18 protein-coding genes are annotated in these 23,922 nt (G+C 68.4%); 9 read left to right on the top strand and 9 right to left on the bottom strand.

Translation table 11 applies throughout. The annotated features are described in order from the left end of the window. Nucleotides 1-17 precede the first annotated feature (17 nt). From G6O69_RS18585 to G6O69_RS18570, 4 genes are all read right to left on the bottom strand, one after another. Nucleotides 18-881, bottom strand: coding sequence for a hypothetical protein (locus tag G6O69_RS18585; protein ID WP_172304842.1), 864 nt, complete (start codon nucleotides 879-881; stop codon nucleotides 18-20). Between the two features lie 178 nt (nucleotides 882-1,059). Beyond that, entirely contained in the window at nucleotides 1,060-2,163 is a 1,104-nt protein-coding gene (locus tag G6O69_RS18580; protein ID WP_346017062.1) for an MBL fold metallo-hydrolase, read from the bottom strand. A gap of 106 nt (nucleotides 2,164-2,269) precedes the next feature. Continuing rightward, nucleotides 2,270-3,205, bottom strand: a complete 936-nt coding sequence (locus tag G6O69_RS18575; RefSeq protein WP_346017061.1) for a DUF1295 domain-containing protein — start codon at nucleotides 3,203-3,205, stop codon at nucleotides 2,270-2,272. A gap of 34 nt (nucleotides 3,206-3,239) precedes the next feature. Further along, nucleotides 3,240-3,875, bottom strand: a complete 636-nt coding sequence (locus G6O69_RS18570; RefSeq protein WP_172304840.1) for an RDD family protein — start codon at nucleotides 3,873-3,875, stop codon at nucleotides 3,240-3,242. A gap of 191 nt (nucleotides 3,876-4,066) precedes the next feature. On the opposite strand from G6O69_RS18570, the gene G6O69_RS18565 reads away from it, so the two are divergent. Next, a complete protein-coding gene (locus G6O69_RS18565; protein ID WP_172304839.1) occupies nucleotides 4,067-7,222 on the top strand; it encodes a tetratricopeptide repeat protein in 3,156 nt (1,051 codons plus the stop codon). 17 nt (nucleotides 7,223-7,239) lie between these two features. Here the strand turns inward: G6O69_RS18565 and G6O69_RS18560 are convergent, their stop codons facing one another. Further along, complete coding sequence (locus G6O69_RS18560; RefSeq protein ID WP_172304838.1) at nucleotides 7,240-8,862, bottom strand: hypothetical protein; 1,623 nt, start codon at nucleotides 8,860-8,862, stop codon at nucleotides 7,240-7,242. Nucleotides 8,863-9,060: 198 nt separating this feature from the next. On the opposite strand from G6O69_RS18560, the gene acnA reads away from it, so the two are divergent. Continuing rightward, entirely contained in the window at nucleotides 9,061-11,724 is a 2,664-nt protein-coding gene (acnA, locus tag G6O69_RS18555) for an aconitate hydratase AcnA (protein ID WP_346017147.1), read from the top strand. A 113-nt stretch (nucleotides 11,725-11,837) separates the two neighbouring features. Here the strand turns inward: acnA and G6O69_RS18550 are convergent, their stop codons facing one another. Continuing rightward, on the bottom strand, nucleotides 11,838-14,030 hold the full coding sequence (locus G6O69_RS18550) for a serine/threonine-protein kinase (RefSeq protein ID WP_172304836.1): 2,193 nt from the start codon (nucleotides 14,028-14,030) through the stop codon (nucleotides 11,838-11,840). A 363-nt stretch (nucleotides 14,031-14,393) separates the two neighbouring features. On the opposite strand from G6O69_RS18550, the gene G6O69_RS18545 reads away from it, so the two are divergent. After that, a complete protein-coding gene (locus G6O69_RS18545) occupies nucleotides 14,394-15,170 on the top strand; it encodes a GNAT family protein (protein WP_172304835.1) in 777 nt (258 codons plus the stop codon). A 19-nt stretch (nucleotides 15,171-15,189) separates the two neighbouring features. Here G6O69_RS18545 and G6O69_RS18540 read toward each other — a convergent pair whose 3' ends face one another. Then, the gene (locus G6O69_RS18540; RefSeq protein ID WP_172304834.1) at nucleotides 15,190-15,381 is read right to left on the bottom strand and encodes a YjzC family protein; all 192 of its coding nucleotides are present in this window, start codon (nucleotides 15,379-15,381) and stop codon (nucleotides 15,190-15,192) included. A 118-nt stretch (nucleotides 15,382-15,499) separates the two neighbouring features. Here G6O69_RS18540 and G6O69_RS18535 point away from each other — a divergent pair, with 118 nt between their 5' ends. The 6 genes from G6O69_RS18535 (at nucleotide 15,500) to G6O69_RS18510 (ending at nucleotide 20,989) form a co-directional block, all read left to right on the top strand. Continuing rightward, entirely contained in the window at nucleotides 15,500-17,344 is a 1,845-nt protein-coding gene (locus G6O69_RS18535; protein ID WP_172304833.1) for a hypothetical protein, read from the top strand. Beyond that, nucleotides 17,341-18,318, top strand: coding sequence for a hypothetical protein (locus G6O69_RS42240; protein WP_172304832.1), 978 nt, complete (start codon nucleotides 17,341-17,343; stop codon nucleotides 18,316-18,318). Before G6O69_RS18535 ends, G6O69_RS42240 begins: the two co-directional genes overlap by 4 nt. Further along, nucleotides 18,315-19,016, top strand: a complete 702-nt coding sequence (locus G6O69_RS42235; protein ID WP_172304831.1) for a DUF6339 family protein — start codon at nucleotides 18,315-18,317, stop codon at nucleotides 19,014-19,016. The genes G6O69_RS42240 and G6O69_RS42235 overlap by 4 nt, the downstream gene beginning before the upstream one ends. A 230-nt stretch (nucleotides 19,017-19,246) precedes the next feature. Next, on the top strand, nucleotides 19,247-19,384 hold the full coding sequence (locus G6O69_RS18520) for a hypothetical protein (protein WP_172304830.1): 138 nt from the start codon (nucleotides 19,247-19,249) through the stop codon (nucleotides 19,382-19,384). A gap of 264 nt (nucleotides 19,385-19,648) precedes the next feature. Then, entirely contained in the window at nucleotides 19,649-20,017 is a 369-nt protein-coding gene (locus tag G6O69_RS18515; protein ID WP_172304829.1) for a hypothetical protein, read from the top strand. Nucleotides 20,018-20,566: 549 nt separating this feature from the next. After that, entirely contained in the window at nucleotides 20,567-20,989 is a 423-nt protein-coding gene (locus G6O69_RS18510; RefSeq protein WP_172304828.1) for a hypothetical protein, read from the top strand. Nucleotides 20,990-21,332: 343 nt separating this feature from the next. Here the strand turns inward: G6O69_RS18510 and G6O69_RS18505 are convergent, their stop codons facing one another. Next, nucleotides 21,333-22,493, bottom strand: a complete 1,161-nt coding sequence (locus tag G6O69_RS18505) for a ThiF family adenylyltransferase (RefSeq protein WP_172304827.1) — start codon at nucleotides 22,491-22,493, stop codon at nucleotides 21,333-21,335. After that, nucleotides 22,483-23,913, bottom strand: a complete 1,431-nt coding sequence (locus tag G6O69_RS18500; RefSeq protein WP_172304826.1) for a hypothetical protein — start codon at nucleotides 23,911-23,913, stop codon at nucleotides 22,483-22,485. The genes G6O69_RS18505 and G6O69_RS18500 overlap by 11 nt, the downstream gene beginning before the upstream one ends. Between the last annotated feature and the right edge of the window lie 9 nt (nucleotides 23,914-23,922).

Genomic DNA, 23,922 nt, shown 5'->3' with positions numbered 1-23,922 from the left:
CGCAGCGCGGGCCGCGATCAAAAACCGATCGCCAGCCAGTAGAAGGACTGCGCCCCGTCGATGGCCGAGTTCCGCTCGACGATGAAGCTATTCGAATTGATCGGCCGAGCCAGGGGGAGGATCGCCTTGGTGTTGCTCTGCGACCTCGAGGTGAACACGGCGAAGTCCATGTCTCGGAAGGGCTCCGGCATCATGAACAGCTGCTCGCGGTCCGTGTCGCTGACGGCCTGGCCCCACTGGAGCTTGAAGCCCCCGCAGTCCTGAACGCCGCGACTCTGCTCGCCCTCGCTCGCGCCGACGGCCACGTAGTTGAAGTCCACGGCGCCCGAGAAGTCGTTGTGGCGGTTGAGGGTGAGTTTGGCCGCGGGACCCTCGAAGCTGGAGATCGAGAGCACCGCGCGCACGTTCGCCTTGGTCACGGTGGCCAGGGCCGCGTCCACGCCAACGCCGAGCGCCGCCGGCATCTCGAAGCGCTCGAGCTTGTCGCTGGTGCTGGTCGCGTCTCCCCACATCAGCGTGGTCTCGCCGAGGCTCACGCTGCGGGGATCGTCCTGAGCCGTGTCTGGCGCGTCTCCGACCGCAAACCAGTAGAAGGGGTAGTAGCCGTCGATGTCCTTACCGCGGTCGAGCACGAACTCGCTGGCGCCGCGGTTTTGCACGGGCACCGCCTGACGCGCGTTGCTCCGCGAGCAGCAGACCAGCATCGCGTGACAGCGGCTTCCAAACTCGCGGTGGTAGAAGAAGCTCTGGGCCTTGTCAGCGGTGCTGACGTCCTGGCCCCACTGGAACATCAGGTCGCCCACGATCGCCGACGCACGAAATCCATTGTAGTGCAGCCGGCCGTCATCGCTCGTGAAGATGAAACGTTCACTCGTTGTCATATCAAACTCTCAAAACCAGGGTGTATCCATTCAAGCATCAACGGATGCGTTCGTCAGAAGGTAAAACACAGCCCAAACAATGGCGCAATCGAATAATAAAAAGGCAGGCCCCGAGGCCTGCCTTTTTGCAATTCCAACGCTCGGGCACACCAACCGTGCACGCAGTGTCCACGATGCTTCAGTCGATTGGCACGATGAGGCGCCCGCCGGTATCCGGCTCGCGCTCGCGCTCGGGCTCGGGCTCCACCGCCTCGCCCAGGCGCCGCCACCACGGCTTGGTCAGCCCATCGAAGCGCGCGGGCTCCACGGGCGCGCCGAGCTCGGGCATCAGCAGCGCGATCCCGCGGGCGGGGGCGAGCTCGAGCAGGCGCTCGGCCGGCTGGTCCCAGGCGTGCAGGGCCAGGCTGAATGTCCCCCAGTGCACCGGCAAGAAGCAGGGATCCCCGAGCAGGCGCAGGGCCTCGAGGGCGTTGTCCGGGCCGAGGTGGATGTGGCCCCACGAGGGGTGGAAGGCCCCGACCTCGAGCATGACGAGGTCGAAGGGGCCCAGGCGCGCGGCGATCTCGGCGTACTCCGGGGTCAGGCCCGTGTCCCCGCTGAAGAACACCGAGCGCGTCGGCCCGCGGATCACGAAGGAGGACCACAGGGTGTGGTTGCGGTCGCGCAGGCTGCGACCCGAGAAGTGCTGCGAAGGCGCGGCGTGGAGCTCGAGGTGGCTGCGCCCGTCGGCGCGCGGGATCTCGACGCGCTCCCACCAGTCGAGCTCGACGATCCGCGCAGGATCCACGCCCCAGCCCTCGAGGTGCGCCCCCACCCCCAAGGAGGTGTAGAAACGAACATGGGGCTGGCGACGGGCGAGCTCGACGACGCTGCCACGATCGAGGTGATCGTAGTGGTCGTGGGAGATGATCACCGCGTCCAGGGGCGGGAGCGCGGCGATGGCCACGGGCACGGGCTGAAAGCGCTTGGGCCCGGCAAAGGGCAGCGGCGAGGCGCGCTGGCCCCAGACCGGATCCGTGAGCACCCGCTGGCCGTCGATCTCGAGCAGCACCGTGGAGTGGCCGAGCCAGGTCGCCCGCAGGCCAGAGTCGGCCGCCCGCCGCCATCGCTCGCGGGGATCGTGGGCGGGCAGCGGCGCCGGCGGACGACGCAGCGACCGGCTGCTCACGAAGTCACGCAGCGTCGGCGAGCTCGCGTTGGGGTCGAGGCCCGGCGCCGCCCCGCTCGCGTTGGCGAAGACGCCGCCCCCTTCTTTGTCGAGATAGCGCGGCGAGGCGAGCACCCGCTCGCGCCGAGCCGCGGCCGAAAAACGGCGTAACTGAGATGCGGAGAGCTCTTTTTTAGTCATCGGTGGGTCTTGGGGGCTGTACGGTGATGACCCTGGGTCGTTACGAGTCCTGCCTGCGGAGGATCCCCCAAGGTAGCAGCCTGGGGATCCGCGCGCAGACCTCGGCGTAGTCGGAGCGCCGCTTGGCCATGCGCTTCTCGATCAGCGGGATGCTGGCAAAGTTGAACATCGCGATCATCGCCAGCGCCCCGACGCCCAGCCACCAACCCGAGGGGCCGAGGGCGGCGAGGCCAAAGAGATAGAGCCCGCACCAAAAGCCGATCTCGCCCAGGTAGTTGGGGTGTCGGCACCACGACCACACGCCCTGTGTCATCGTCTGCCCCGGGCGTCGGCGCTCGCGGACGAAGTCACGCAGCTGGTTGTCCGCGACGAGCTCGAGGATCACCGCGCCCGCCGTGACCAGCGTCGCCAGGCCGTCGAGCCACCCCAGCGGGCGCCCCGACCACGCACAAGCCGCGACGACCGGGAGGCAGCCCAAGAACACCTGGACCGTGGGGAAGAGGTGAAAGGCGAACAAGCTGATCAGCCAGTAGGCCCGCCCGCCCGGCTCGCGGAAGGCGACGTAGCGCCAGTCTTCGTGGTCGAGGCCGGTCCAGCCCCGGGCCCAGTTGTGCGTCAGGCGTACGCCCCAAAACCCGACCAGGGCCACGACCAGGAGCGCGCGCGTCCCATCGGCGCCGCCGCCCCAGCCCACGACCGCGACATAGGGCGCGAGGGCCAGGGGGATCACGCTCCAGTAGGGATCGTAGAGGCTCGTGTTGTCGTGGCGCAGGCTGAAGCCAAAGATCACCAAGGTCGCGGCGAGGTCGGCAGCCGCCAGGCGCCACAGCAGCCCATCGAGCCCAGCGCTCAGCGCCATCACAGCGGCCGCCGCTGCGAGGGCGACGACGTAGGCCCAGGCGACCCGAACGAGATCGCCCGCGTGGCCTCCTGAAGAGGGCGACGCGGGCGGCGAGGACGAGGCGTCGGTAGACACCCCGGGAGTATGGCTCAGCGCAGCCGAGACCGGATCAGTACTGGGCGATCACGACCTTGGTGCTGGCGATGTGGTCGTGCAGACAGCGGCGCTCGTCGCCAAAGATCATCAGGACGTCGACCAGGCCGATGATCCCACCAGCGAAGGGGATCTGGCCCAGCAGGCCCATGACCCAGCTGCGCAGTAGCACCCCGTGCACGAAGTCCACCGGCGAGCCGTCGAGCATGGTGATCCGGATGCCCATCCACTTCTTGCCCAAACTCTGACCCGTGTTGGTGATCAGGTACCACTGGTAGATCTGCAACCCGAGGATCCCCAGCATCATCACGACGATCATCGCGGTCTCGTCGACGGCGACGAGCGCGACGCCCGGGAGCATGGCGCCGACCATCAAGAGGCCGTCGAGCAGCGCCGCGCCCAGGCGAGTGCCCCGCTCGGCGAGGGGCAAGCTGCCCGCGAGCTCGGGCTGGGCCCAGGGTGCCGCGTCGGCGCCGAGGCTCGGCGGGGCGTAGGGGTTGGCTTGCTGCGCACCAGGAGCGGGATCGGACCCAGGACCAGCGTCGGGCCCCATGCCGTAGGGGTTCGACGAAGCGTAGGGGTTGTTCGACGAAGCGTAGGGATCGTTCGGCGAGAAGTTGGGTGGCGGCTGGGAATACGGGTTTTCGTTCACGAGGAGCTCCGACTGATCAAAGTGACCGACGGCGAGATTGTAACTGCTCGAGTGTGCTTGGGCAGTCCGTTTTTTGGCCATCTGCGCTCTGTACGGGTGGGCAGGTCCACGCAGACGAGATCCAGGCGGATCGAGCGCCGCGCTCACCTTCGTTGTACGCTCGAGAGCCCCTGCGGCATGCTGGAGACGGCGTGAACGAGGACCCACCCAACGCGGCGCCAGGCCTGGTGTCCATGACCCGAGACGACTCGCCCGAGTCGCCCTCGGAGCGGCCGCGCTCGCCCTCGGAAGCGCTCGCGCGCGAGCTCGCCCATGAGCCGATGTCCCGCGGCACACAGATCGGGCGCTATGTGATCCTCGACAAGCTCGGCTCGGGGGCGATGGGCGTGGTCTACAGCGCCTACGACCCGGAGCTCGATCGCAAGCTCGCGCTCAAGCTCCTCCACCCCGGCACGGATCGCAGCACCGAGGCCACGCGTCGACGCCTGCGACGCGAGGCCCAGGCCCTGGCCCGCGTCAGCCACCCCAACGTCGTCGGCGTCCACGACGTCGGCACCCACCGCGGCCGGGTCTTCGTGGCCATGGAGTTCGTCGCGGGGCACACCCTGCGCGCCTGGTTGGCCGCCGACGGCAAGCGCCCGCGCCCCGTCGAGGACATCATCGAGGTCTTCCTCGAGGCCGGGCGCGGGCTCGCGGCCGCGCACGAGGCAGGGCTGATCCACCGCGACTTCAAGCCCGAGAACGTGCTCCTCGATCACCTCGGCCACGCCCGGGTCGTGGACTTCGGTCTGGTCCGCCGCGCCGGGGAGGAGCTGCTGACGGACGACAGCGCCGAGGAGCCCACCTTGCCCCCGCCGCCGGAGCCCCGCCACGGCTACGCCCGGGATCCCTCGGAGGAGTTCCTCGATCCCGACAAGCGCTCCCTCGAGATCTCGCTGACGCTCACCGGCCGGGCCATGGGGACGCCGGCCTACATGTCCCCGGAGCAGCACCTGGGCCAGACCGCGACCGCGCGCAGCGATCAATTCGCGTTTTGCATCGCGCTGTGGGAGGCGCTCTACGGCGAGCGCCCCTTCCCCGGCAACGACTACCAGTCGCTGTCGCGGGCGGTGATCGACGGCCGCATCAACGAGCCGCCAGACACGGGCCCCTACGCCAACAGGCACGTCCCCGGACACGTCCACCGCGTGCTGCTCCGTGGCCTGAGCGCGAGCCCGGGCGAGCGCTTCCCCAACATCACCGCCCTGCTCACCGCCCTCGGCCAGGACGCCGGTCGTCGGCGCCGACGCGACATCGGCTTTTGGTCTGCGAACCTGCTCGGCGGCGCGCTGCTCTTCGCCGCCGGGGTGTTCGTGGCCGATCGCCTCGAGCCCGACGCCCCCAGCGCGGGCCCGCGCTGTGAGGCCGCCGCCGAGCTCGACCCGATCTGGAACGCCGAGGCGCGCGAGGCCATCACCAAGCGCTTCTTCGCCAGCGAGCTCCCCTACGCCGACTTCACCAGCCGCGAGCTCGGGCGCCGCCTCGACGCCTACGCCGACCAGTGGATCGACGCCCGCGAGGCGCTGTGCGAGACCACCCAGCTCCAGGGAGAGTCCCCCGCCCTGCTCGCCCAGCGCGCCTGCCTCGACGAGCGCCGCCGCGAGCTCGCGACCTACACCGCGACCTTGCTCGAGGCCGACCCCGAGCGCTTTGCGAGCATGGCCGAGCACGCCCTCGCCGCGGCCGAGGCCCTGCCCTCCGTGGCGGCCTGCCGCGACCCCGAGCGCCTGCGCTCTCCCCTGGGCGAGCCCGAGCAGCGCGAGCGCGTCGAGCAGCTCGAGCAGCGCCTGGCCGAGGCCGCGACCTTGGCCCAGCTCGGCGAGCCCGCGGCCGGCCTCGAGCGCGTGCGCGAGGTCGCCGAGGAGGCCGGCGCCCTCGGCAGCCGTCGCACCCAGGTCCGCGCGCTGATCGCCCTGGCCGACCTCGAGGAGAAGCTCGGAGAGAGCGACGCCGCCGTCGGTGAGCTCGAGCTCGCCTACGCCCTCACCGAGCGCGAGGGCGAAGACTGGCTGCGAGCCCAGGTCGCCATCGAGCTCATCGCCCTGCTCGGCGCTACCCTCGAGCGCCCGCCCGACGCCCGCCACTGGCAAGAGATCGCCGACCCGCTGCTCGAGCGCATCGGAGACCCGATGGATCTGCGCGGCAAGTGGTGGTTTCAAGTCGGTCGCGTGCACGCCCGCGCGAGCGAGTTCAGCGCGGCCGAGCGCGCCCTGAGCCAGGCCGTAGCCGTGCTCGAGCAGGCCCACGGCCCCGACTCGGCCCAGGTCGACCCGGTGCTCCAAGCCCTCGGCGCCGTCGCCCGAGATCGCGGCGACTACCAGCGCGCGATCGACTTTCACGAGCGCGTGCTCGACCGCCGGCGCGCCGCCTACGGCCCCGATCACCCCCAGGTCGCCGCGATCTACGGCAGCCTCGGCCACGACGCCTACGAGCGCGGCGACTACGAGCAGGCCCGGGCCTACTACGACAAGGCCCTGCGGATCATCGGCGAGTGCTATGGCGAGGACAGCCCCGCCTACGCCTCTCGGCTCAACAACTACGCCGCCGTACTCGAGCGCCTCGGCCAGCTCGACCAGGCCGAGGACATCCACCGCCAGCTGCTCACCGCCCGCGAGCGCCGCTACGGCAGCGACGACGTCCGGGTCACGACCTCGCTCGAGAACCTCGGCCTGGTCCTGCTCTCGGCCGGGCGCTTCACCGAGGCCGCCGAGCAGTTCGAGCGCTCCTTGGCCCTGCGCCGCAAGCACTACGGCCCCGAGCACGTCGCCACCGCGACCTCGCAGCTCAACTTGGGCTACGCCCTGGCCCGCCTCGACGAGCGCACCCGCGCCAGGGCCCTCTACCAGGCCGCCCTGTCCACCTGGACGCGCAAGCTGGGCGAGCGCCACCCCGACCTCGCGCTGATCCACGACAACCTCGGAGAACTCGACCTGCGCGAGGGCAAGCTCGCCGCGGCCCGCGAGCACTACACCCTGGCCCTCTCGCTGATCGAGGCCACCTTGGGCGAAGACGCCGCGGACCTCGGCTACTCGCTCACCGGCCTGGCCGAGGTCGCGCTGGCCGAGGGGGACTTTGGCGTGGCCATCACCCGCTGCGAGCGCGCCCTCGAGGTCCGCCAAAAGAGCTGGCTGCCGCCGGGCGACCTCGGCCAGACCCAGCTGACCTTGTCGCGCGCCCTCGCCAAGCGCGACCAGCCGGGCGACCACAGCCGAGCCCGGGACCTCGCTCGCCTGGCTGTGGATGATATCGAGCGCAGCCGTGACCAGCAGCGAGTCGAGGCGGCTCGGAGCTGGCTCGACTCGCTGTGACTCCGGCGTAGCGGCGGCTAGGCGCGCTTGCGGGCCCGGGGCTTCTTCTTGGCTGCCGGCTTCTTCTTGGCTGCCGACTTCTTCTTCGCGGCCGGCTTCTTCTTGGCGGCCTTTTTCTTGGCCGCCTTCTTCTTGGCTGCCGGCTTCTTCTTGGCGGCCGCCTTCTTCTTGGCGGCCGGCTTCTTCTTGGCGGCCGCCTTCTTCTTGGCGGCGGTCTTCTTCTTGGCGGCGGTCTTCTTCTTCGCCGCGGTCTTCTTCTTCGCCGCGGTCTTCTTCTTCGCGGCGGTCTTCTTCTTCGCCGCGGTCTTCTTCGCGGCGGTCTTCTTCTTCGCGGCGGTCTTCTTCTTCGCGGCGGTCTTCTTCTTCGCCGCGGTCTTCTTCGCGGCGGTCTTCTTCTTCGCCGCGGTCTTCTTCTTCGCCGCGGTCTTCTTCTTCGCCGCGGTCTTCTTCTTCGCCGCGGTCTTCTTCGCGGCGGCCTTCTTCTTCGCGGCGGTCTTCTTCTTCGCGGCGGTCTTCTTCTTCGCGGCGGTCTTCTTCTTCGCGGCGGTCTTCTTCTTCGTCGCGGTCTTCTTCGCGGCGGTCTTCTTCGCGGCGGTCTTCTTCTTCGCCGCGGTCTTCTTCTTCGCCGCGGTCTTCTTCACCGAGGCTTTTTTCTTGGCTGCCGTTTTTTTCTTCGCCGAGGCATTTTTCTTGGCCGTCGTCTTCTTCGCAGCCGCCTTCTTCGACCCCCCACCGGCCACCATCTCCACCTGCGGCAGCACAGCCTGCTCCCCAGCCGTCACCTCCACCACAGCGTCCCCAGCCGCCTCGACCTCGGCCGCCACAGCTCGCTCCCTGCGCGGCTGCTCCAATTCCTCCCGCGCCTGCTCCGCATCACGCTCGGGCGACCAGCACACGCTCCGCGGGCGCTTGGCCTTGCCCTTCCAGCGCTCGAAGACCAGGAAGTACGAGTGGCTCTTGCGCGCATGGACCTGCCGCAGCAAGCGGCTCACGCCCGGCGCGTTGCTCCGCACGAGCACGAACAGGTCCTTGCAGTAAAAGCCCATGTCCTCGTAGCCCGTGATGATCTCGACGTGGGTCAGGCGCTGCTTGTTGGCGCTGACCTCGTCTTGGCACTTGACGATCAGCATCCCGCCCTCGCGCAGCACCCGGCGCGCCTCGAGCCCGGCTCGCAGGTAGAGATCGGTCACGGCGTCGTGCCACTTGGGGGCGCCGTCCTCGGCCTCGTAGGTGCTGCTGTCGGCGTAGGCGTCTCGGAAGGCCGAGTGCGAGCCCGATCCCGCCCGGTGCTCGTGCGCCCTGCGGTAGAAGCCCTCCATATAGGGAGGATCGAGGACCACGCAGTCGAGGCTCTCGTCCTCGTAGGGCAGCGCCCGGCAGTCCACGCCGTCGCGGTAACGCACGAACATGTCCTGCTCGCCGGCGCTCAGCTCGATGTCCGAGGCCAGCAGATCGTAGGTCCCCGGGGTGACCCGCCGCCAGAACACGCCCTTTCCGTAGGTCACGTCGGCGACCTTGCTGCGCGGCGGCACGTGCAGCTGCATGATCTTGCGGAAGAGCTCGGCGTTGTCGCCGACGTGGGCGCTGGTGACGAGGTCGGAGGTACTCTCGCCTCCCTGGACGCGCTTGGCTTCTGTCACCCGCGGGACGCTACACGAAGTTTGGCCGTTCGGACGCGCGCCCCCCGACCATTTCAGCAATTCGGGCGAATTCGGCCGATTTCCACCACCTGCGGGTGCTGCGGGTCTGCGCTATAGTCCGCCCGCCTCCCCCCCCACACACACCCCAAGAGATCCAAGCTCGTGGCAAGCGCACTTCCCAACGACACCCGTGAAACCATCGCCCTCGCCGACGGCCGCAAAGGCATCGTCGCTCGCCTCCAGGCCCTCGAAGACGCCGGCCTGACCAAGCTTGCGAAGCTGCCCTTTTCGATCCGCGTGCTGCTCGAGGCCGCCCTCCGCAACCATGACGGCTTTTTGGTCACCGACGACGACGTGCTGGCCATCGCCAACTGGAAGCCCAAGGCCGAGCGTGGCGAGATCCCCTTCATCCCCGCCCGCGTGATCCTCCAGGACTTCACCGGCGTGCCCGCCGTGGTCGACATCGCGGCCTGCCGCAACGCCATGGTCGAGCTCGGCGGCGACGCCAGCAAGGTCAACCCCGCGGTCAACGTCGACCTCGTCATCGACCACTCCGTCCAGGTCGACGTCGACGGCCGCCACACCGACGCGCTGCTCAAGAACCTCGACATCGAGTACAAGCGCAACGAAGAGCGCTACGAGTTCCTCAAGTGGGGCCAGCGCAACCTTTCCAACTTCCGCGCCGTCCCCCCCGGCCGCGGCATCGTCCACCAGGTCAACCTCGAGTGGATCGCCCAGGTCGCGTTCCGCAAGCAGAGCGGCGACGAGATCCAGCTCTACCCCGACAGCCTGGTCGGCACCGACAGCCACACCACCATGATCAACGGCCTGGGCGTGCTCGGCTGGGGCGTGGGCGGCATCGAGGCCGAGGCCGTGATGCTCGGCCAGCCGGTCTACATGCTCGCCCCCGACGTGATCGGCTTCAAGCTGGTCGGCAAGCTGCGCGCCGGGGTCACGGCCACCGACATGACCCTGCGCATCGTCGAGATGCTGCGCCAAAAGGGTGTGGTCGGGAAGTTCGTCGAGTTCTACGGCCCCGGCCTCGACTCGCTCTCGCTCTCGGACCGCGCCACCATCGCGAACATGGCCCCGGAGTACGGCGCCACCTGTGGCTTCTTCCCCGTCGACGATCAGACCCTGGCCTACATGCGGCTCAGCGGCCGCGACGAGGGTCACGTCCGTGACGTCGAGACCGCGCTGCGGGCCCAGGGCCTGTTCCGCACGGCCGAGACCCCCGACCCCGAGTTCACCGACACCCTCGAGCTCGAGCTCGGCGACGTCGACCCGGCCCTCGCCGGCCCCAAGCGTCCCCAGGACCGCGTCAACCTCTCGCAGATGAAGTCGCACTTCAGCGAGAGCCTGACCGCGCCCCTGGGCCTGCACGGCCACGGCGTCGCCGCGGACAAGCTCGACACCGAGGTCGCCGTCGCCGGCAAGGACTTCAAGCTCGGCCACGGCGACGTGGTGATCGCCGCGATCACCTCGTGCACCAACACCTCCAACCCCGCGGTCATGCTCGCCGCCGGCCTGCTCGCCCGCAACGCGGCCGCCCGCGGCCTGAACACCAAGCCCTGGGTCAAGACCTCGCTGGCCCCCGGCTCGCGCGTGGTCACCGAGTACTACGAGAAGGCCGACCTGCTCGGCGACCTCGCCAAGCTCGGCTTCAACGTGGTCGGCTACGGCTGCACCACCTGCATCGGCAACTCGGGCCCGCTGCCCGCCGAGATCGACGCCGCGATCACCGAGGGCAACCTCGTGGTCGGCTCGGTGCTCTCGGGCAACCGCAACTTCGAAGGCCGCGTGCACAACAAGGTCAAGGCCAGCTACCTGGCCAGCCCGCCCCTGGTGGTCGCCTACGCCATCGCCGGCACCCTCGACATCAACTTCGACGAGGACCCGATCGGCACCGACGCCGACGGCAAGCCCGTGATGCTGAAGGACATCTGGCCCAGCGACGACGAGCTGCGCAAGGTCCTCGGCGAGTGCATCACCCCGGAGATGTTCAAGGCCAAGTACGGCGACGTCACCGAGGAGCCGCGCTGGGACGCCATCGAGGTCGCCGACAGCGACCTCTACCCCTGGAACGCCGAGTCCACCTACGTCCAGCAGCCGCCCTTCTTCCAGGGCATCACCCCCGAGATCCCCGCGCTCTCGCCGATCTCCGGCGCCCGCGTGCTGCTCAAGCTCGGCGACTCGGTGACCACCGACCACATCAGCCCCGCGGGCTCCTTCCCCGCCGACGGCCCGGCCGGCAAGTACCTCGTGTCCAAGGGCGTGCAAAAGGCCGCGTTCAACAGCTTCGGCAGCCGCCGCGGCAACCACGAGGTCATGATGCGGGGCACCTTCGCCAACGTCCGCATCCGCAACCAGATCGCCCCGGGCACCGAGGGCGGCTACACCACCTACTGGCCGTCCGGTGAGGTCGAGTTCGTCTACGACGCGGCCATGAAGTACGTCGAGGCCGGCACCCCCCTGGTCGTCCTCGCGGGCGAGCAGTACGGCACCGGCTCGAGCCGTGACTGGGCCGCCAAGGGCACCTTGCTGCTCGGGGTCAAAGCCGTGATCACCAAGAGCTTCGAGCGGATCCACCGCAGCAACCTCGTCGGCATGGGCGTGCTCCCGCTGTGCTTCGTCGACGGCCAGGGCGCCGACGAGCTCGGCCTCGACGGCAGCGAGAGCTTCGACATCCCGATCACCGACGACGTCAAGCCGCTGCAGACCCTGAAGGTCACGGCCACCAAGGCCGACGGCAGCAAGGTCGAGTTCGACACCCAGGTCCGCCTCGATACCCCCGTGGAGGTCGAGTACTACAAAAACGGCGGCATCCTGCAGACCGTGCTGCGCAAGCTCGCCAAGGGCTGAGCGAGCGCCCGCCGACGGTCAGCGTCGACGGCCAGCGTCAACCACGAAAGAGCCCGTCACCGGTCGACCGGTGGCGGGCTCTCTCGTGGTTGGCGACGCGCGAGTCGGCTCGGCTACCAGCGCGACACACAAAAGGGCCGCGCCGCGTTGCGGCCGATCTTCTCGGAGCTGCGCTTGCCGCCAGGGATGCCGTAGACCTTGGCCTTGCCCTGCCAGACCGCCGAGCTCCAGTAGCGACCGCGCTTGAGCTCGCGGCTGCCGAAGAACTTGGCGAGCTGGGCCGGGTTGGCCAGGCTCCAGCTCGACACCCCCGCGAAGCGCTCGGCGGCGAGGGCCTCGCAGGCCGCCTTGGCGCCGGTGAAGTCGGTGGTCCCTGGGGCCTCGAGGGGCGTGATGAAGCCGCCTCCCCGCACCGTGTCCGCGGGCGCCGGCCGCTCCGTGGAGAAGGCCGGGTCCCCGCCAGACTCGTCGCCGACGTCCTCGTCGCCGGTCTCGGTCTGCGCCTCGCCGGTGTCCGTGTCCGTGTCCGTGCCGGTCTCGGTCTCACCGGTCCCCGTCTCGGTCTCACCGGTCCCCGTCTCGGTCCCACCGGTCTCCGCCTCACCCGTCTCCGACGCCATCGCCAGCGCCCCCATGTCGCCCGCAGCGAGCCCACCGGTCTCCGTCTCGGTCCCGGCCTCGAGCTGCGCGGCGTCCTCGACCAACGCGACATCGTCGGACTCGCCCTGCTCGGACCCGCCAAAGAGGCGATCGCCACCGACGACGAACACCCCGACCAGCGCAGCCAGGCCCACGAGCACCCCGATCCACACGCCCGCGCGGCTGCGCGACTCCTCGGCGACCGCGACCTCGGACGCTCGCTTGGCCGCGACGGCCAGCTCGGCTGCGCTCGCGGGCGCTGGCGAGCCAGCGTCCGACGCCGGGGTCTCGCTCTCGGCCTCTACTTCTTCCGCCGTCTCGCTCGCGGCGACCGCTTCGCTCGCGACTTCAGCGTCCTCCGAGCCGACAACCTCGGCCTCTACTTCTTCGCCGGCCTCGTCTTCATCCTCGAGCTCGGCCTCGAGCTCGGGGACCTCGTGAAGCTGGGTCGCCTCCGCCATGGAGTCGCCCGGATCTCGATCCGCGCGAGCGGCCTCGCCCTCGCGCCACAGCCGGGTCGACTCGACGCCGGAGACCCCCGGGTCGAGATCGTCTGGCGCCGCCTCGGCCTCGGCCTCGACATCGGCTCCGGCCGACTCCGACGCCTCTGCTGGCGCCGCCCGGTCCTGCGAGGCCAGGGCCGCCGCCACCGGCGAGAGCTCGCTGTGGATCGCCACGCTGCGCGTGCTCTCGGGCTGGTCGAAGGCGCGGACGATGACATCCAGGGACTCGAAGGGCAGCAGCGCCTCGGACAGCTCGCTCGCCGTGGCGTGGCGCTTGTCCGGATCCCGCTCGAGGGCCTTGTGGATCACCGCCTCGAGCTCGGGGGGCACCCCCTCGACCAGCTGCGAGATCGGCGTGACCTCGTCCACCGCCATCGAGCGGATCACCGCCGCGAGGTTCGGGCCCGAGAACACCTGATGTCCGGTGATCGCTCGGTAGAGGATCGCCCCCATGGCGAAGATGTCGGCCGCCGGACCGATCTTGTGGGCGCCGTCGAGCTGCTCGGGCGCCATGTACTCCGGCGTGCCCAGCAAGATCCCGCTCTTGGTCTCGGCCTCGCCCGTGCCGTCGAGGAACTTCGAGACCCCGAAGTCCATCAGCTTGACCACCGTCTCGCCGCCGGGGGTCTTGTGCAAGAAGACGTTCCCCGGCTTGAGGTCGCGGTGGACGATCCCCGCCTCGTGGGCTGCGACCAACCCCTCGAGGGCGTGGCGAACCACGCGGACCGCATAGCCGGGCTGGAGCAGCCCCTGGCGCTTGATCAGCCCTGCCAGGTCGATCCCGCGCAGGCGCTCCATGACCATGTAGGGACCGATCGGCGACTCGCCGAGGTCGATGATCTCGCAGATGTTCTCGCTCCCGATCCGACCCGCCGCCTTGGCCTCACTGCGAAAGCGCGCGATGACCTCGGCGTCACGGCCGATCTCCGGGCGCAGGAACTTGATCGCCACTTCACGATCCACGCGCTCGTTGATCGCCAGCCAGACCGTCGCCATCCCGCCGACGCCCAGGGCCTCGACCAGACGGAACTTCTTGTCCAGGCGCCGACCTTCGAGGTCCAGCGGCATGTCCGTGTTGGGACAACGCAGCAGGTCCTCGCCGTGGGTCTCACCGCAGTGTGGGCAAGGGGCGAGCCGCGCCGTCGATTCGACCTCCCGGCTCATTCGCGCGCGAGGATATCACGAGCGCGGCGCGCAACAGCGTCCCCGACACACTCCCCTTCGTGGCTGGAGAAAGCCCCCGACCAGCGCCCCTGAACCCTCGGGCACAGCCCGGGGCCCTGACACCGTGCGATACCCGCGTGCCCAGATTGGGACTGGACCAGCGGGTCTTGGGAGGTCTCGTCGACGACGACAGCACCGACACCAACGAGGAGAGATCGCCGAGCCGAGATCCACCACGACCCATCGTCGCCCCGCCTGACCGGCCGGCCCTCGAGACTGCGAACGAGCAACATCGCCCGCCCACCTCTCCAAGCGCAGGTCCATGGGCTCCCGTGCTAACGTCCTCGGGTCAGGGGGTGAAGCATGACGAGTGATCCAGAACGTCAGCAGGTAGCGCGACGTCAGCAAGAGCAGATGCTCAAGCTGATCACCAAGGGCTTTTACAACGAGCTCATCAACTACGGCGTCCCCGAGAGTGACATCGTCACCATCGCCACCCACCTGCTCGGCCACGTCTCCAGCCCCGACCCCTCCGTGAGCACCCAGACCGGCTTCTACAGCCGCGTCTTCGACCTCGAGAGCATCGCCGACCGCTGGACCGAGGCCCGCGAGATCGCCGTGGGCGACGAGATCCTCCTGCGCCCCCTCGACGCCGGCACCCTCCCCGAGCTGCTCTCCGACATCGGCGAGTGGCTGTCCGACCCCAAGACCGCCATGGGTTTCGTCTCGCCCTACCCCGGCGACCCCCGAGAGCTCGCCGCCCACTTTGCCGGCGAGCGGCGCAGCTACTTCGTGATCGACTTCAAGGGCGAGCCCGTGGGCTTCATCGGCGCCGAGAACCTCGACACCCGCACCTCCAGGCTCGAGATGCGCAAGCTCGTCGGGCGCCGGGATCTCCAGGGCATGGGGATCGGCAAGCGGGCGACCTTTGGGTTCTTGTATTATGCGTTTCGGATCCTCGAGATCGAGAAGGTTTATATTTATTCTACGGACATCAATGTTCGGAATTTGAACATCAACAATCAGTTCGGGTTCAACCTCGAGGGCGTGCTCTTGCAGGAGCTGCCGGGGGAGGCTGGGCGGATTGACGTGCTGCGCATGGGGTTGATGCGCGAGACCTGGAACGGGATCTTTTGCTGAACGGAGCGTAGTGTCTCCGCTATGAGTCGGACTTCTTTGGCGGCCCGACTCGCTCCCAGCTTCGGTTGGGTTTCGCCGTCGGCGGGAGCGGGCTGTCGCCGGGCTCGATCGTGACCTCGCGGGGCTCGGGGACTTCTCCACCACGGGGTCCACGTTCGACGTACTCACCTGGCTTCGCGGGCTTTTCTCCGGGCTTTTGTGTCTTTGCCATGTCCTACTGGTGATCCCCTGAGAAGAAAGGATCACCACTCGGGCGATTTTTCTTGGCTCCCCGAGCCGGTTCTCCCCCTCCCCCTGGATCTGGCGCATCTTGTCATATAGTGCGCCCAATGCCGCGCACGCCGCTCCGCTGGGTCTTCGACGAGCTCCCGCCCTCGGGCGCGCGCCGTGGCGGACAGGTCGCCGAGCATGCCTTTGGCCACGGCCTCGGTCAGTTTGTCCGCGAGGTCTGTCAAAACGCTAACGATCAGGAGTCCACTCGCGTCGACTTCGAGCTCGTCGAGCTCGAGGGTGACGCCCTCGCCGAGCTGCTCGGCGCCTTGCGTTGGCCCGAGCTGCACCGCCACCTCGCGGGCGCCGGCGAGACGCAGACGCCCAGCGGCCGACGCTTGCGCGAGTTCCTGACCACGATGGAGCCCGAGCGCAGACTCCTGCTCCTGCGCATCGAGGACCGTGGGCTCATGGGCCTGACGGGTGAGGAGGACGGCGAGCGCTCGCACTTTCGTGCGCTGTGCAAGGACACGCTGTTCAGCGTCAAGGCCAGCGAGGACGCGGGAGGCAGCTACGGCCTCGGCAAATCGGTGCTCTGGACCTTCTCGGGCCTCTCGACGGTGCTGTTCACCTCGGCGCTCTCGGAGCTGCCCAGGGGCCGCCGCTCCCCGCGGGTCATCGGGCGGGCCGAGCTCCCCTATCACGCGGTCGATGGCGAGGGCTTCATGGGGCCGGGATGGTTCGGCCGCGAGGTCGAGGTCCCCGGAGGTCTGCGCGCCGAGTCGGTCTGGGGTAAGCGCGCCAGCGCCCTCGCCGAGCGCCTGGGCATGTCCCGCGCGCACGAGGACCCAGGCACGACGATGCTGATCCTGGGCTTCCGCGAGCCCGCTCGCGAGCAGGTCCAGAGCCCCGCGCAGATCGCCAGCGAGCTCGCCTACGAGGCCGCGCGGTGGTTTTGGCCGGCGATGGAGGCCGACTTTCGCGGGCTCGAGCTGCGCGTGAGTGGCTCTGGCGCGACCGAGGTCAGGGCCGAGGGCCACGCCGAGTTCGCCCCCTTCGTCGACGCCTGGCGCCGTCGCCACGAGGCCAAGACCGGGGCCGAGGCCAAGCTCGAGCGCCCCGGTGACCTCGCCCGGATCCCCCTGAGCGTCGAGCTCCCGCGCCCGCGCAATGGCACACGGCGCACGCGCGGCGAGGTCGAGCTCCTCGTCCGCCTCGCCGAAGAGGACGCGCCCATGAGCCGGCGACTCGCAACCTTCCGCGGCGCGGGCATGGTCGTCGAGTATCGAGACTTCTCCGGGCTCTCGGGGCTGCGCCCCTTCCACGCCATCCTCGCCTGTGGCCGCGGTCGAGCGCCCGGCGCGGCCAGTGATGAAGACCGGATGATCGATCGCTTCTTGCGAGACGCCGAGCCGCCGGGCCACGACGCCTGGGAGGTGACGCCGACGATCAAAGACAACTGGCTGCGCGGCTCGGGCCAGGTCTTCGTGCACCTGTGGGGCAGCGTCCACACCGCGCTGCGCCAGCTGCTCATGCCCCCAGTCCAAGCTGGGGTCGAGGGCCCCGAGCGCCTGCGCAAGCGCTTTCCCCTTGGCCGCGCGGGCCGGGCCTCGTCCGCCTCACGAGACCTATTTGCCCTGCGTGACTTCGAGGCCAGCCTCGTGGACGAGGCCTGGCGCTTCTACGGGAGCGTCACGACCGAGCTCGACGCCCAGCCGTGGCGCGTCGAGTTCTCGCTTCATCACCTCGCCGAAGACGGCAGCCACGCCCGCGACCTGGCGATCGAATCACTCGAGACGGAGCCGCCGCTGCCCCTCACTCAGCGCGGTGAAGCCGTCGAGGTCACCGTCCCCCTCGGCGTCAGCGCGTTCGCCCTCGCGGGGCGCTCGATCCCCGTCGAGGATGAGCTGCGCTACACCGAGATCGGGCTGCGCGTCGTCGGCGAGCAAGGAGACCCGGGGTGAAGCAAAGCCACGAGCAACGCTTCTATCCCTGGGCCTACGAAGGCCACGGGCTCCGCCTGCGCGTGCTCGGCCTCTCCCTCGACGCCCGCCCCGTCGAGCTCGTCGAGCCCAACGCCGCGAGCCTCGAGCTCGGCGGCAGCTGGGACCACGCCGCGCTCGAGCTCGAGCTGCGAGCGCCCCGACGGCTCGTGCGCCGCCTCGTCGCCGCGAGCGAGCGCGAGGCGGCCCCCGTCGCCGTCCTGCTCACCTTGCGCTGCCCCCGGACCCACCTCCGACGACGCGTCGCGCTCGAGCCGTGGCCGAGCCACGAGGGCGAGCGCTTCGAGCTCCCACTCGCGCTCGCGCGCCACGAGCTCGCCGGCCTCGTCGAGCTCGACGCCCACCTGATCCGAACGGCCCCGCTCCCCGCCCCGCTGGAGGACGCTCGCTTGGCCTCTCGTCCAGGCACCCGCCTCGCCGCCTCGCGCACGCTCACGCTGATCATCGATCAACCCGAAGTCCGCGCAGGCAACTACCTCGACGTCCAGTACCGCCGCTTCTCCAAGGACCCCAGCGCCCCCGACTCGCGCGCGCTCTACCGCCTCGAGCTCCAGAACGAGGCGCCGATCCTCTACCTCAACGCCGAGCACGAGTCGCTGCGGGCGACCCTCGACAGCAAGGGCACGCGAGGCCCCAGGGCGCGCGTCCGCGACCTCGTGTTCGAGCGGATCGCGGCCAGCGTGTGGACCCAGCTCATCCTCCGCGTGAGCGCTCGCCTCGTCGAAGACGGAGAGCCCGCCTACGACTGGGAGCGAGCCGTGCTCGACCAGTGGCTCCCGCGGCTCTACCCCGAACACCAGCCAGACCTGCGTCAGCCTCACCTCGAGCGCGACTATCAAGAGCTCCCCGCTCTCCTCACCCGGCTCGACGCCCTCCTCCAGGTCGAGGGCAAGCTGGCGACGCTGGCGACCAAGCTCATGGACGAGCTCTCGTGACGACGACCCACCTCCATCGGCTCGGACCCACGGGTCGGCGCCTCGTCACCCCCGAGCTCGCCAAGGGAGAGCTCGATACCCACCCCCGCGAGGTCTGGGCGCCCCACTGCGATCTGCTCGAGCGAGACCACCCCCTCGACGAGCTCGGCGAGGCCATCGCGCGCCTCCAGGCAGAGATCCCCGCGCACTCGACCGAGCTCGACGCCCGCGCCGCGCCCCTCATCCACCAGGCCCTCCCCCTCTCCCGGCGCGAGGCCGCCGACACCGGGATCTGGCGCTTCCTCGCCGTCGTCGTCCATCCCGCCTTCATCCGTCATCGCTACGAGTTTCAGTCATGGACGACGATGCGCGCCCGCTTTTGGCGGGCCGGTCTTCGCCACGACAGCAACACCTTCTCGCGCCTGTGGTGGATCGCCGAGCTCACTCGGCTCGAGGACGACTACAGCCTCACCAAGCGCGCGTTCGCGTCGCAGTCATTGGCGATCCAGGTGTTCATCCGCAGCTTCGCCCACTACCGACCGGCCGCAGCCGCCTGCATCGACGCGCTCGAGGAACAACCCACCGCCATCATCGAGCGGGTCTTGCCGCGCTTTCACGCCAACTTGAGCACCGTGGCCCTCGAAGGCCGAACGCAGGCCCAGCTGCGAGAGATTCTCGACGAGCTGATCGACCTCGCCTGGGACGACTATGCTCGCTGAGCATCTCGCCGAGACATCTTCACATCAATATATCGATATTCCCACCGACGTCCCGCCGCTCCCCGAGGCGGATCAAGAGCAACGCCAGGCCACCGACCGGCGGCTTGCGCAGCCCCAGGCCAAAGCTAGTGTGCGGATCAGAATCACGGAAGGCGATATCCGCAGTACTTGAGCCAGCCGAGTGCGTCCGAGGCTCGGATCCGACGCAGAGACCCCAGGCCGAGACGATCTTGCTCGATCAGCTGGAGGTCGTCTCGACCTCGCTACGCACCGGCCGCGCCGAGCTGGACGAGCACGCCCAGGGCATCCACGCCTCGGAGCTCGACGCGATCCGCCGGACCCTGGTCGCTACCAGCGGTGGCACCTGAGTCCCGCTCGAGGCCTCGGGCTGCCGCTCGCGCTCGCGCTTGGCGAGCCCGGCAGCGAGATCCAGGCGCCGATGGCGATCGTGATTATCTTCGGGCTGATCACGTTGACGTGTTCAACATGTTTCGTGGTCTCAGCGGCGATGCTGTCGTTTGGCTCCGTCCGCCCGCGATGTCCTGAAACGGACGGGTCGCACGTCCGACTAAGGTCTCGCCGAGGCGATGTTGCCTCGGCCACCAACGAAACACTCCGCCCAGGACCCCACCATGTGCACCAAGTTCCTCACCGCTACGCTGACAGCCGCGCTCGCCCTTTGCTCACTCCCCTCGACCGCAGAGGCGAGCTGGATCACCTACGAACAAGCCTGCCAGAAGCTCAGGGAGGCCGGCGAGAGTCCGCCAGACCGCTGGGTCGTGACTGCCAACACCTGGTCGGTGATCTGGGCCGGCGAGGTCATCGCGCTGGAGGTCGACGACGAGACCGGCCACCTGACTGAGAACATCGAGGTGCGGGTCACGTGGTCGAGCAAGGACGCCGTTAAGCGAGGCTACGCCTGTGACAGCGTCAAGCGCCGCACTTGGAGCGACACCAAGGACTTCACGCACCGCTCCGTGGTCATGTATCGCTGCAAGTAGGCCATGCTCGGCCCTGCTGCGCTCGGAGGTTTGTGTCAGACTCCGGCGCAGCCGGTCTCCCACCCTCAGCGACAGGTGAAGTCGTCGTAGTGAGTTCGTTTCGTTCGGCCACACCTCGGGCACGACGATGGACCGCACTTGCGGCAGTACTTGGTCTTGCAATGCCAGCACGAGTACTGCGGAACGGTCAGCCCACGCGTGTTGGAAGTTTGACCACAGTTCGGACAATTCGCTGCTTTCGTCATACCCGTGTTTGTCGCAGGACGCTCAGGTCCGTTTCATGGTCACGGAAGCAGGCACCCGTGGTCCGTGTACCACGAACCGACGAACGCCGACGGCTCCCACAGGTGAGGCGAGCCCAGTGCATCGCCCGGGTGATCCCCGCGAACGCGCTTGCACCCGCGCGTTTGTGATCCAGCGATGATCAACCTGCTGCCTTCCTCGACGCGATTGGCCAAATTCGAGCAGGTGGTGAAGCTGGGCCGGCACGCGGTCGTCGCTCGGATCTCTCCGTCGTCACTGAACTCGTAGGAAATCGACTTGTAGCACATGCAGTACCAAGTCGTGGACGAACTCGGCGGCACCACTGGGGCCGGCTTCGGAATGGGCTTTGGTTTCGGAACCGGAGGCAGGGTTGGTGTCGGGGCCGGAGTGGGCGTCGGAGTCGGTTTCGGTTTCGGTTTCGATTTCGGTTTCGGTTTCGGTTTCGGTTTCGGCGGGCTCTCGTCACGCTCCGGCTCACGCTCCGGTTCTCGCTCACGCTTCGGCTCGCGCTTCTTGGAGCCCGACGTCGACGAGGCTGTCTTCTTGCCTCCTCCCGAGCTCGAGTCACACATCCCGATGCCCGCGAACAAGATGAGCCACCCAACCAGGACGGCCACGACCGCCAAGATCGCTTTCTGGGCAGCCCCCCCCTGCACTGTGGGTGCCGGCGGCGGCGGCGGCGGAGCGACAGCTGCCGGGTTCACGTAGATCCGACTCGGCGCAGAGGCCGAGGTCGCGCGGCGCCACCACCAAACCAGCCGCCTCGTCCGCCTCCGTCGAAGTCGGTTGTAAGACCAGTGGACCGTGCCCTCAGGGTAGCTCGACCGCAGCTGCGCGAACGTGGTCGAAGGGTCCAAGTCGTAGATCTGGCCATCCCTGCACAGTAGATAGACTGACGGCTGCCAGTTCCGACCCGCGTGGCCGAGCGTGCTGCTGATAGTCTCTGCGTAGCGAGTCCGCAGCTCGGCCATGAGCTGGCCGATCGTCCGGTTTGGCGTCTGTCCCGGATCAATGGTGTCCCTAGTCCCCAGCTCTTGACAGATGACGACAGTCATGACGCCTCCGGCTCACCGAACAACCACGCGTAGATCCAGTCAGCGGCCGCGTCCGCGTCCTGAACCCCTCCCAACGTCGAGTCCGGACCACAGACCACACAGCCCCGCGCGCCCCGACGCCGGCCGCTCTCCATGTGCATGTACGCGCCCGCAAACGAGACGAAGTTGTACTTGGCCCCCCGGCCCATGAGCTCGGCGAGCACGCACTCCGTAGTGACGGCGCCAACGATGCGCTGGGCCGAGAACTGCGCCAACGTGCAAGCACCCCCGTCGGCGAATTGCCCGGGCCAATGTCCGCAGCAATAGCAGACCTGTTCGTCCGGACGAAACACGCCGACCTCACCGATCGCCGCGTCGAGCGAGGACGAGACGAAGGTCTTGTTCAACACGCGCGCGAGGACCTGCAGCACGCCCCGCGCCGAGAAGATGTCGAAGGCCCCAATCACGAGATCGGCACGCTCGATCTGCCTCCACAGCGTAGCGATCCGCTCGCCGAACCAGGCACGATCGGGCGGGCTCGCCAGACACGGGACCTCCCGCTGTTCCGCCTCACACTCGATACCGCCGACCTTCGCTAGCGCTTGGCCGAGCGCGACGGCCTTGTTTTCGTAGACCGACTCGCGACCAAACAGCTGCTGGCGATAGATGTTGTACCAATCCACCCTCCCCGAATCGAGCACGAGTAGCTCACCGACACCGCACACGCACAGCCCCCATGCGACCTCGTTGCCCAGCAGTCCGGCGCCCCCGAGGACGACTCGCTTGGTCTGCAGGACGTCGGTGCCGTAGCCGACCCGACGCAGGCGATCGGTGCGAAACTCGAACACGAGTTCGTCCGACAACGCGCCGACGTTGAAGTAGAAGGGCAGCCGAGAATCGCGAAGCCCCGCGAGCGCCTCGACCGCGAGCATGTCCTCCGGGAAGTAGACCTCGTCGCCGTCAACCCGCGCTCGGTCGGCCAGACCCTCGGCGAAGTCTCGTGAACAATAGCCGTAGATCAGCAAGCTCGAGTCATCCTCGCGCAGGCCCTGGACCACGCGCGAGAGCGCGCCGATGGTCATGTCCTCGTCGAGCGCGACGGTGTGTGATTCCCCCGTCTGGGGGCTCTGGACTCGAACGTCCACGCCGGCCTCTCCCTGTTCGTCTTCAGTCTTCATATCGCTGCCACTGGGTCTCCGCGACGCGATGCTCCGCGTCGTGGAAATCGACCGCATCGCCGTGGCTCCGGCCCGCGCGACGCTCGATCGCCATTGTCTGAACCGTCTGCGCCCCCTCGTTGACAAGAACACGAGAGTACTTGAACTTTGTCATATTCAGCTTGCGATGAAAGTTCTCGAGGAACACGTCTTCGAACGAATCCGGGATACGCTCGAACGGAAACGTCTTCCAGAATCCGATGATCGGATGGCTCGGTGAGGGTGAGAACATGTCATCGTACGACTCGAACGAGAGATCGGCCCACCGTTCGCCATAGTATGCGCCCATGTCAGCGCCGCCCTCGCGTCGCTCTTCGATCTCGCGAGCGAGCTCGTCGTCGAACTCCTCCGACTTCCGCGTAAAGCTGGCCACGGTCGTCATCGTGTAAATGCGGAAATTCCCTGTGGCCCCGTCAAAGATCAAGTGAGTCTTGGGAGTTGTGGCAAAGGGCTCACCCGCGTTGATCAGGATTCTCTCTTGAAACAGCTGATGGCGATCGACTTGCGAGAATTGCGATCCGTAGCCTGGCGGGTGAACGTGCCACGTACCAATGAAGCCAAATGTCCGTGACGAGTCTCGCGAGCGCCGCAGCGCGAGGCGCTCGGCGCTGTCGAGGATGTCGAAGCTCAGGCGAATCGACCCGGCCGTCGCCTCGGCGTCATGATCGAGCAGGAAGTCGATGATCGTGAGCTGCCTGCCATCGAAGGTGCCAACGAGCGGGCCTCCGACCTCGACGAAGTCCAGGAGTCGGCGGAGTACGCCGCGAAGCTCTCGGACGCACTCGGACAACGCGCGGGCGTCGATGACGACGCGAAAGTCGCCCGTCGATCGCGGCCGAGACAACCCGCTGGCCCCGCGAGCGGGCAGATCGAGGGGATACCGCACTCGCCCCTCCACGAGCTTGGGGACGTAGCTGGCAGAGACCCCCGGCGCCCGGCTGCCATCTGACGTCGTGCGCGTGCGATCCGTCGCTTCACGTGCCTTGTCCGGCTCTGCGCGGTTGTCATCCGACTCCTCGTCGGTGGCCTCCGACGGCGTCGCCTCGCTCTCGCCCTGCCGCCAGTGCTTCTCCTGCCAGTGCTCTTTCCTCTTCTTGAGCCAGACACGAATACCTTCGATCACCGACGATTCCCGCTCGAGCTCCTCGGCGAGAGGCTCCCGGTCGCCACGAGTCTGCTCGGCCTGTTCATCGGTCCCTTCGCCGTCGGGCTGCTCTGGATCCGCCTCAGGCCTCAGCTCGGCTTCACTCTTAGGCGCTGTCTCCTCCCCCTCCTCCCGTCCATTGGCGCTTTGCTGCATCGATGGGTTGTGACTCTCCGCGTCCTGGACATCGGCGCGACCCTGCTCCGGCTCCGGTGTCCCGTTCTTGGACTCGTCCATTGTCGCCCT

This window comes from Pseudenhygromyxa sp. WMMC2535, from assembly GCF_011083025.2.
Note: the sequence above shows the minus strand (reverse complement) of the source record. Positions and strands in the feature narration are given on the sequence as shown.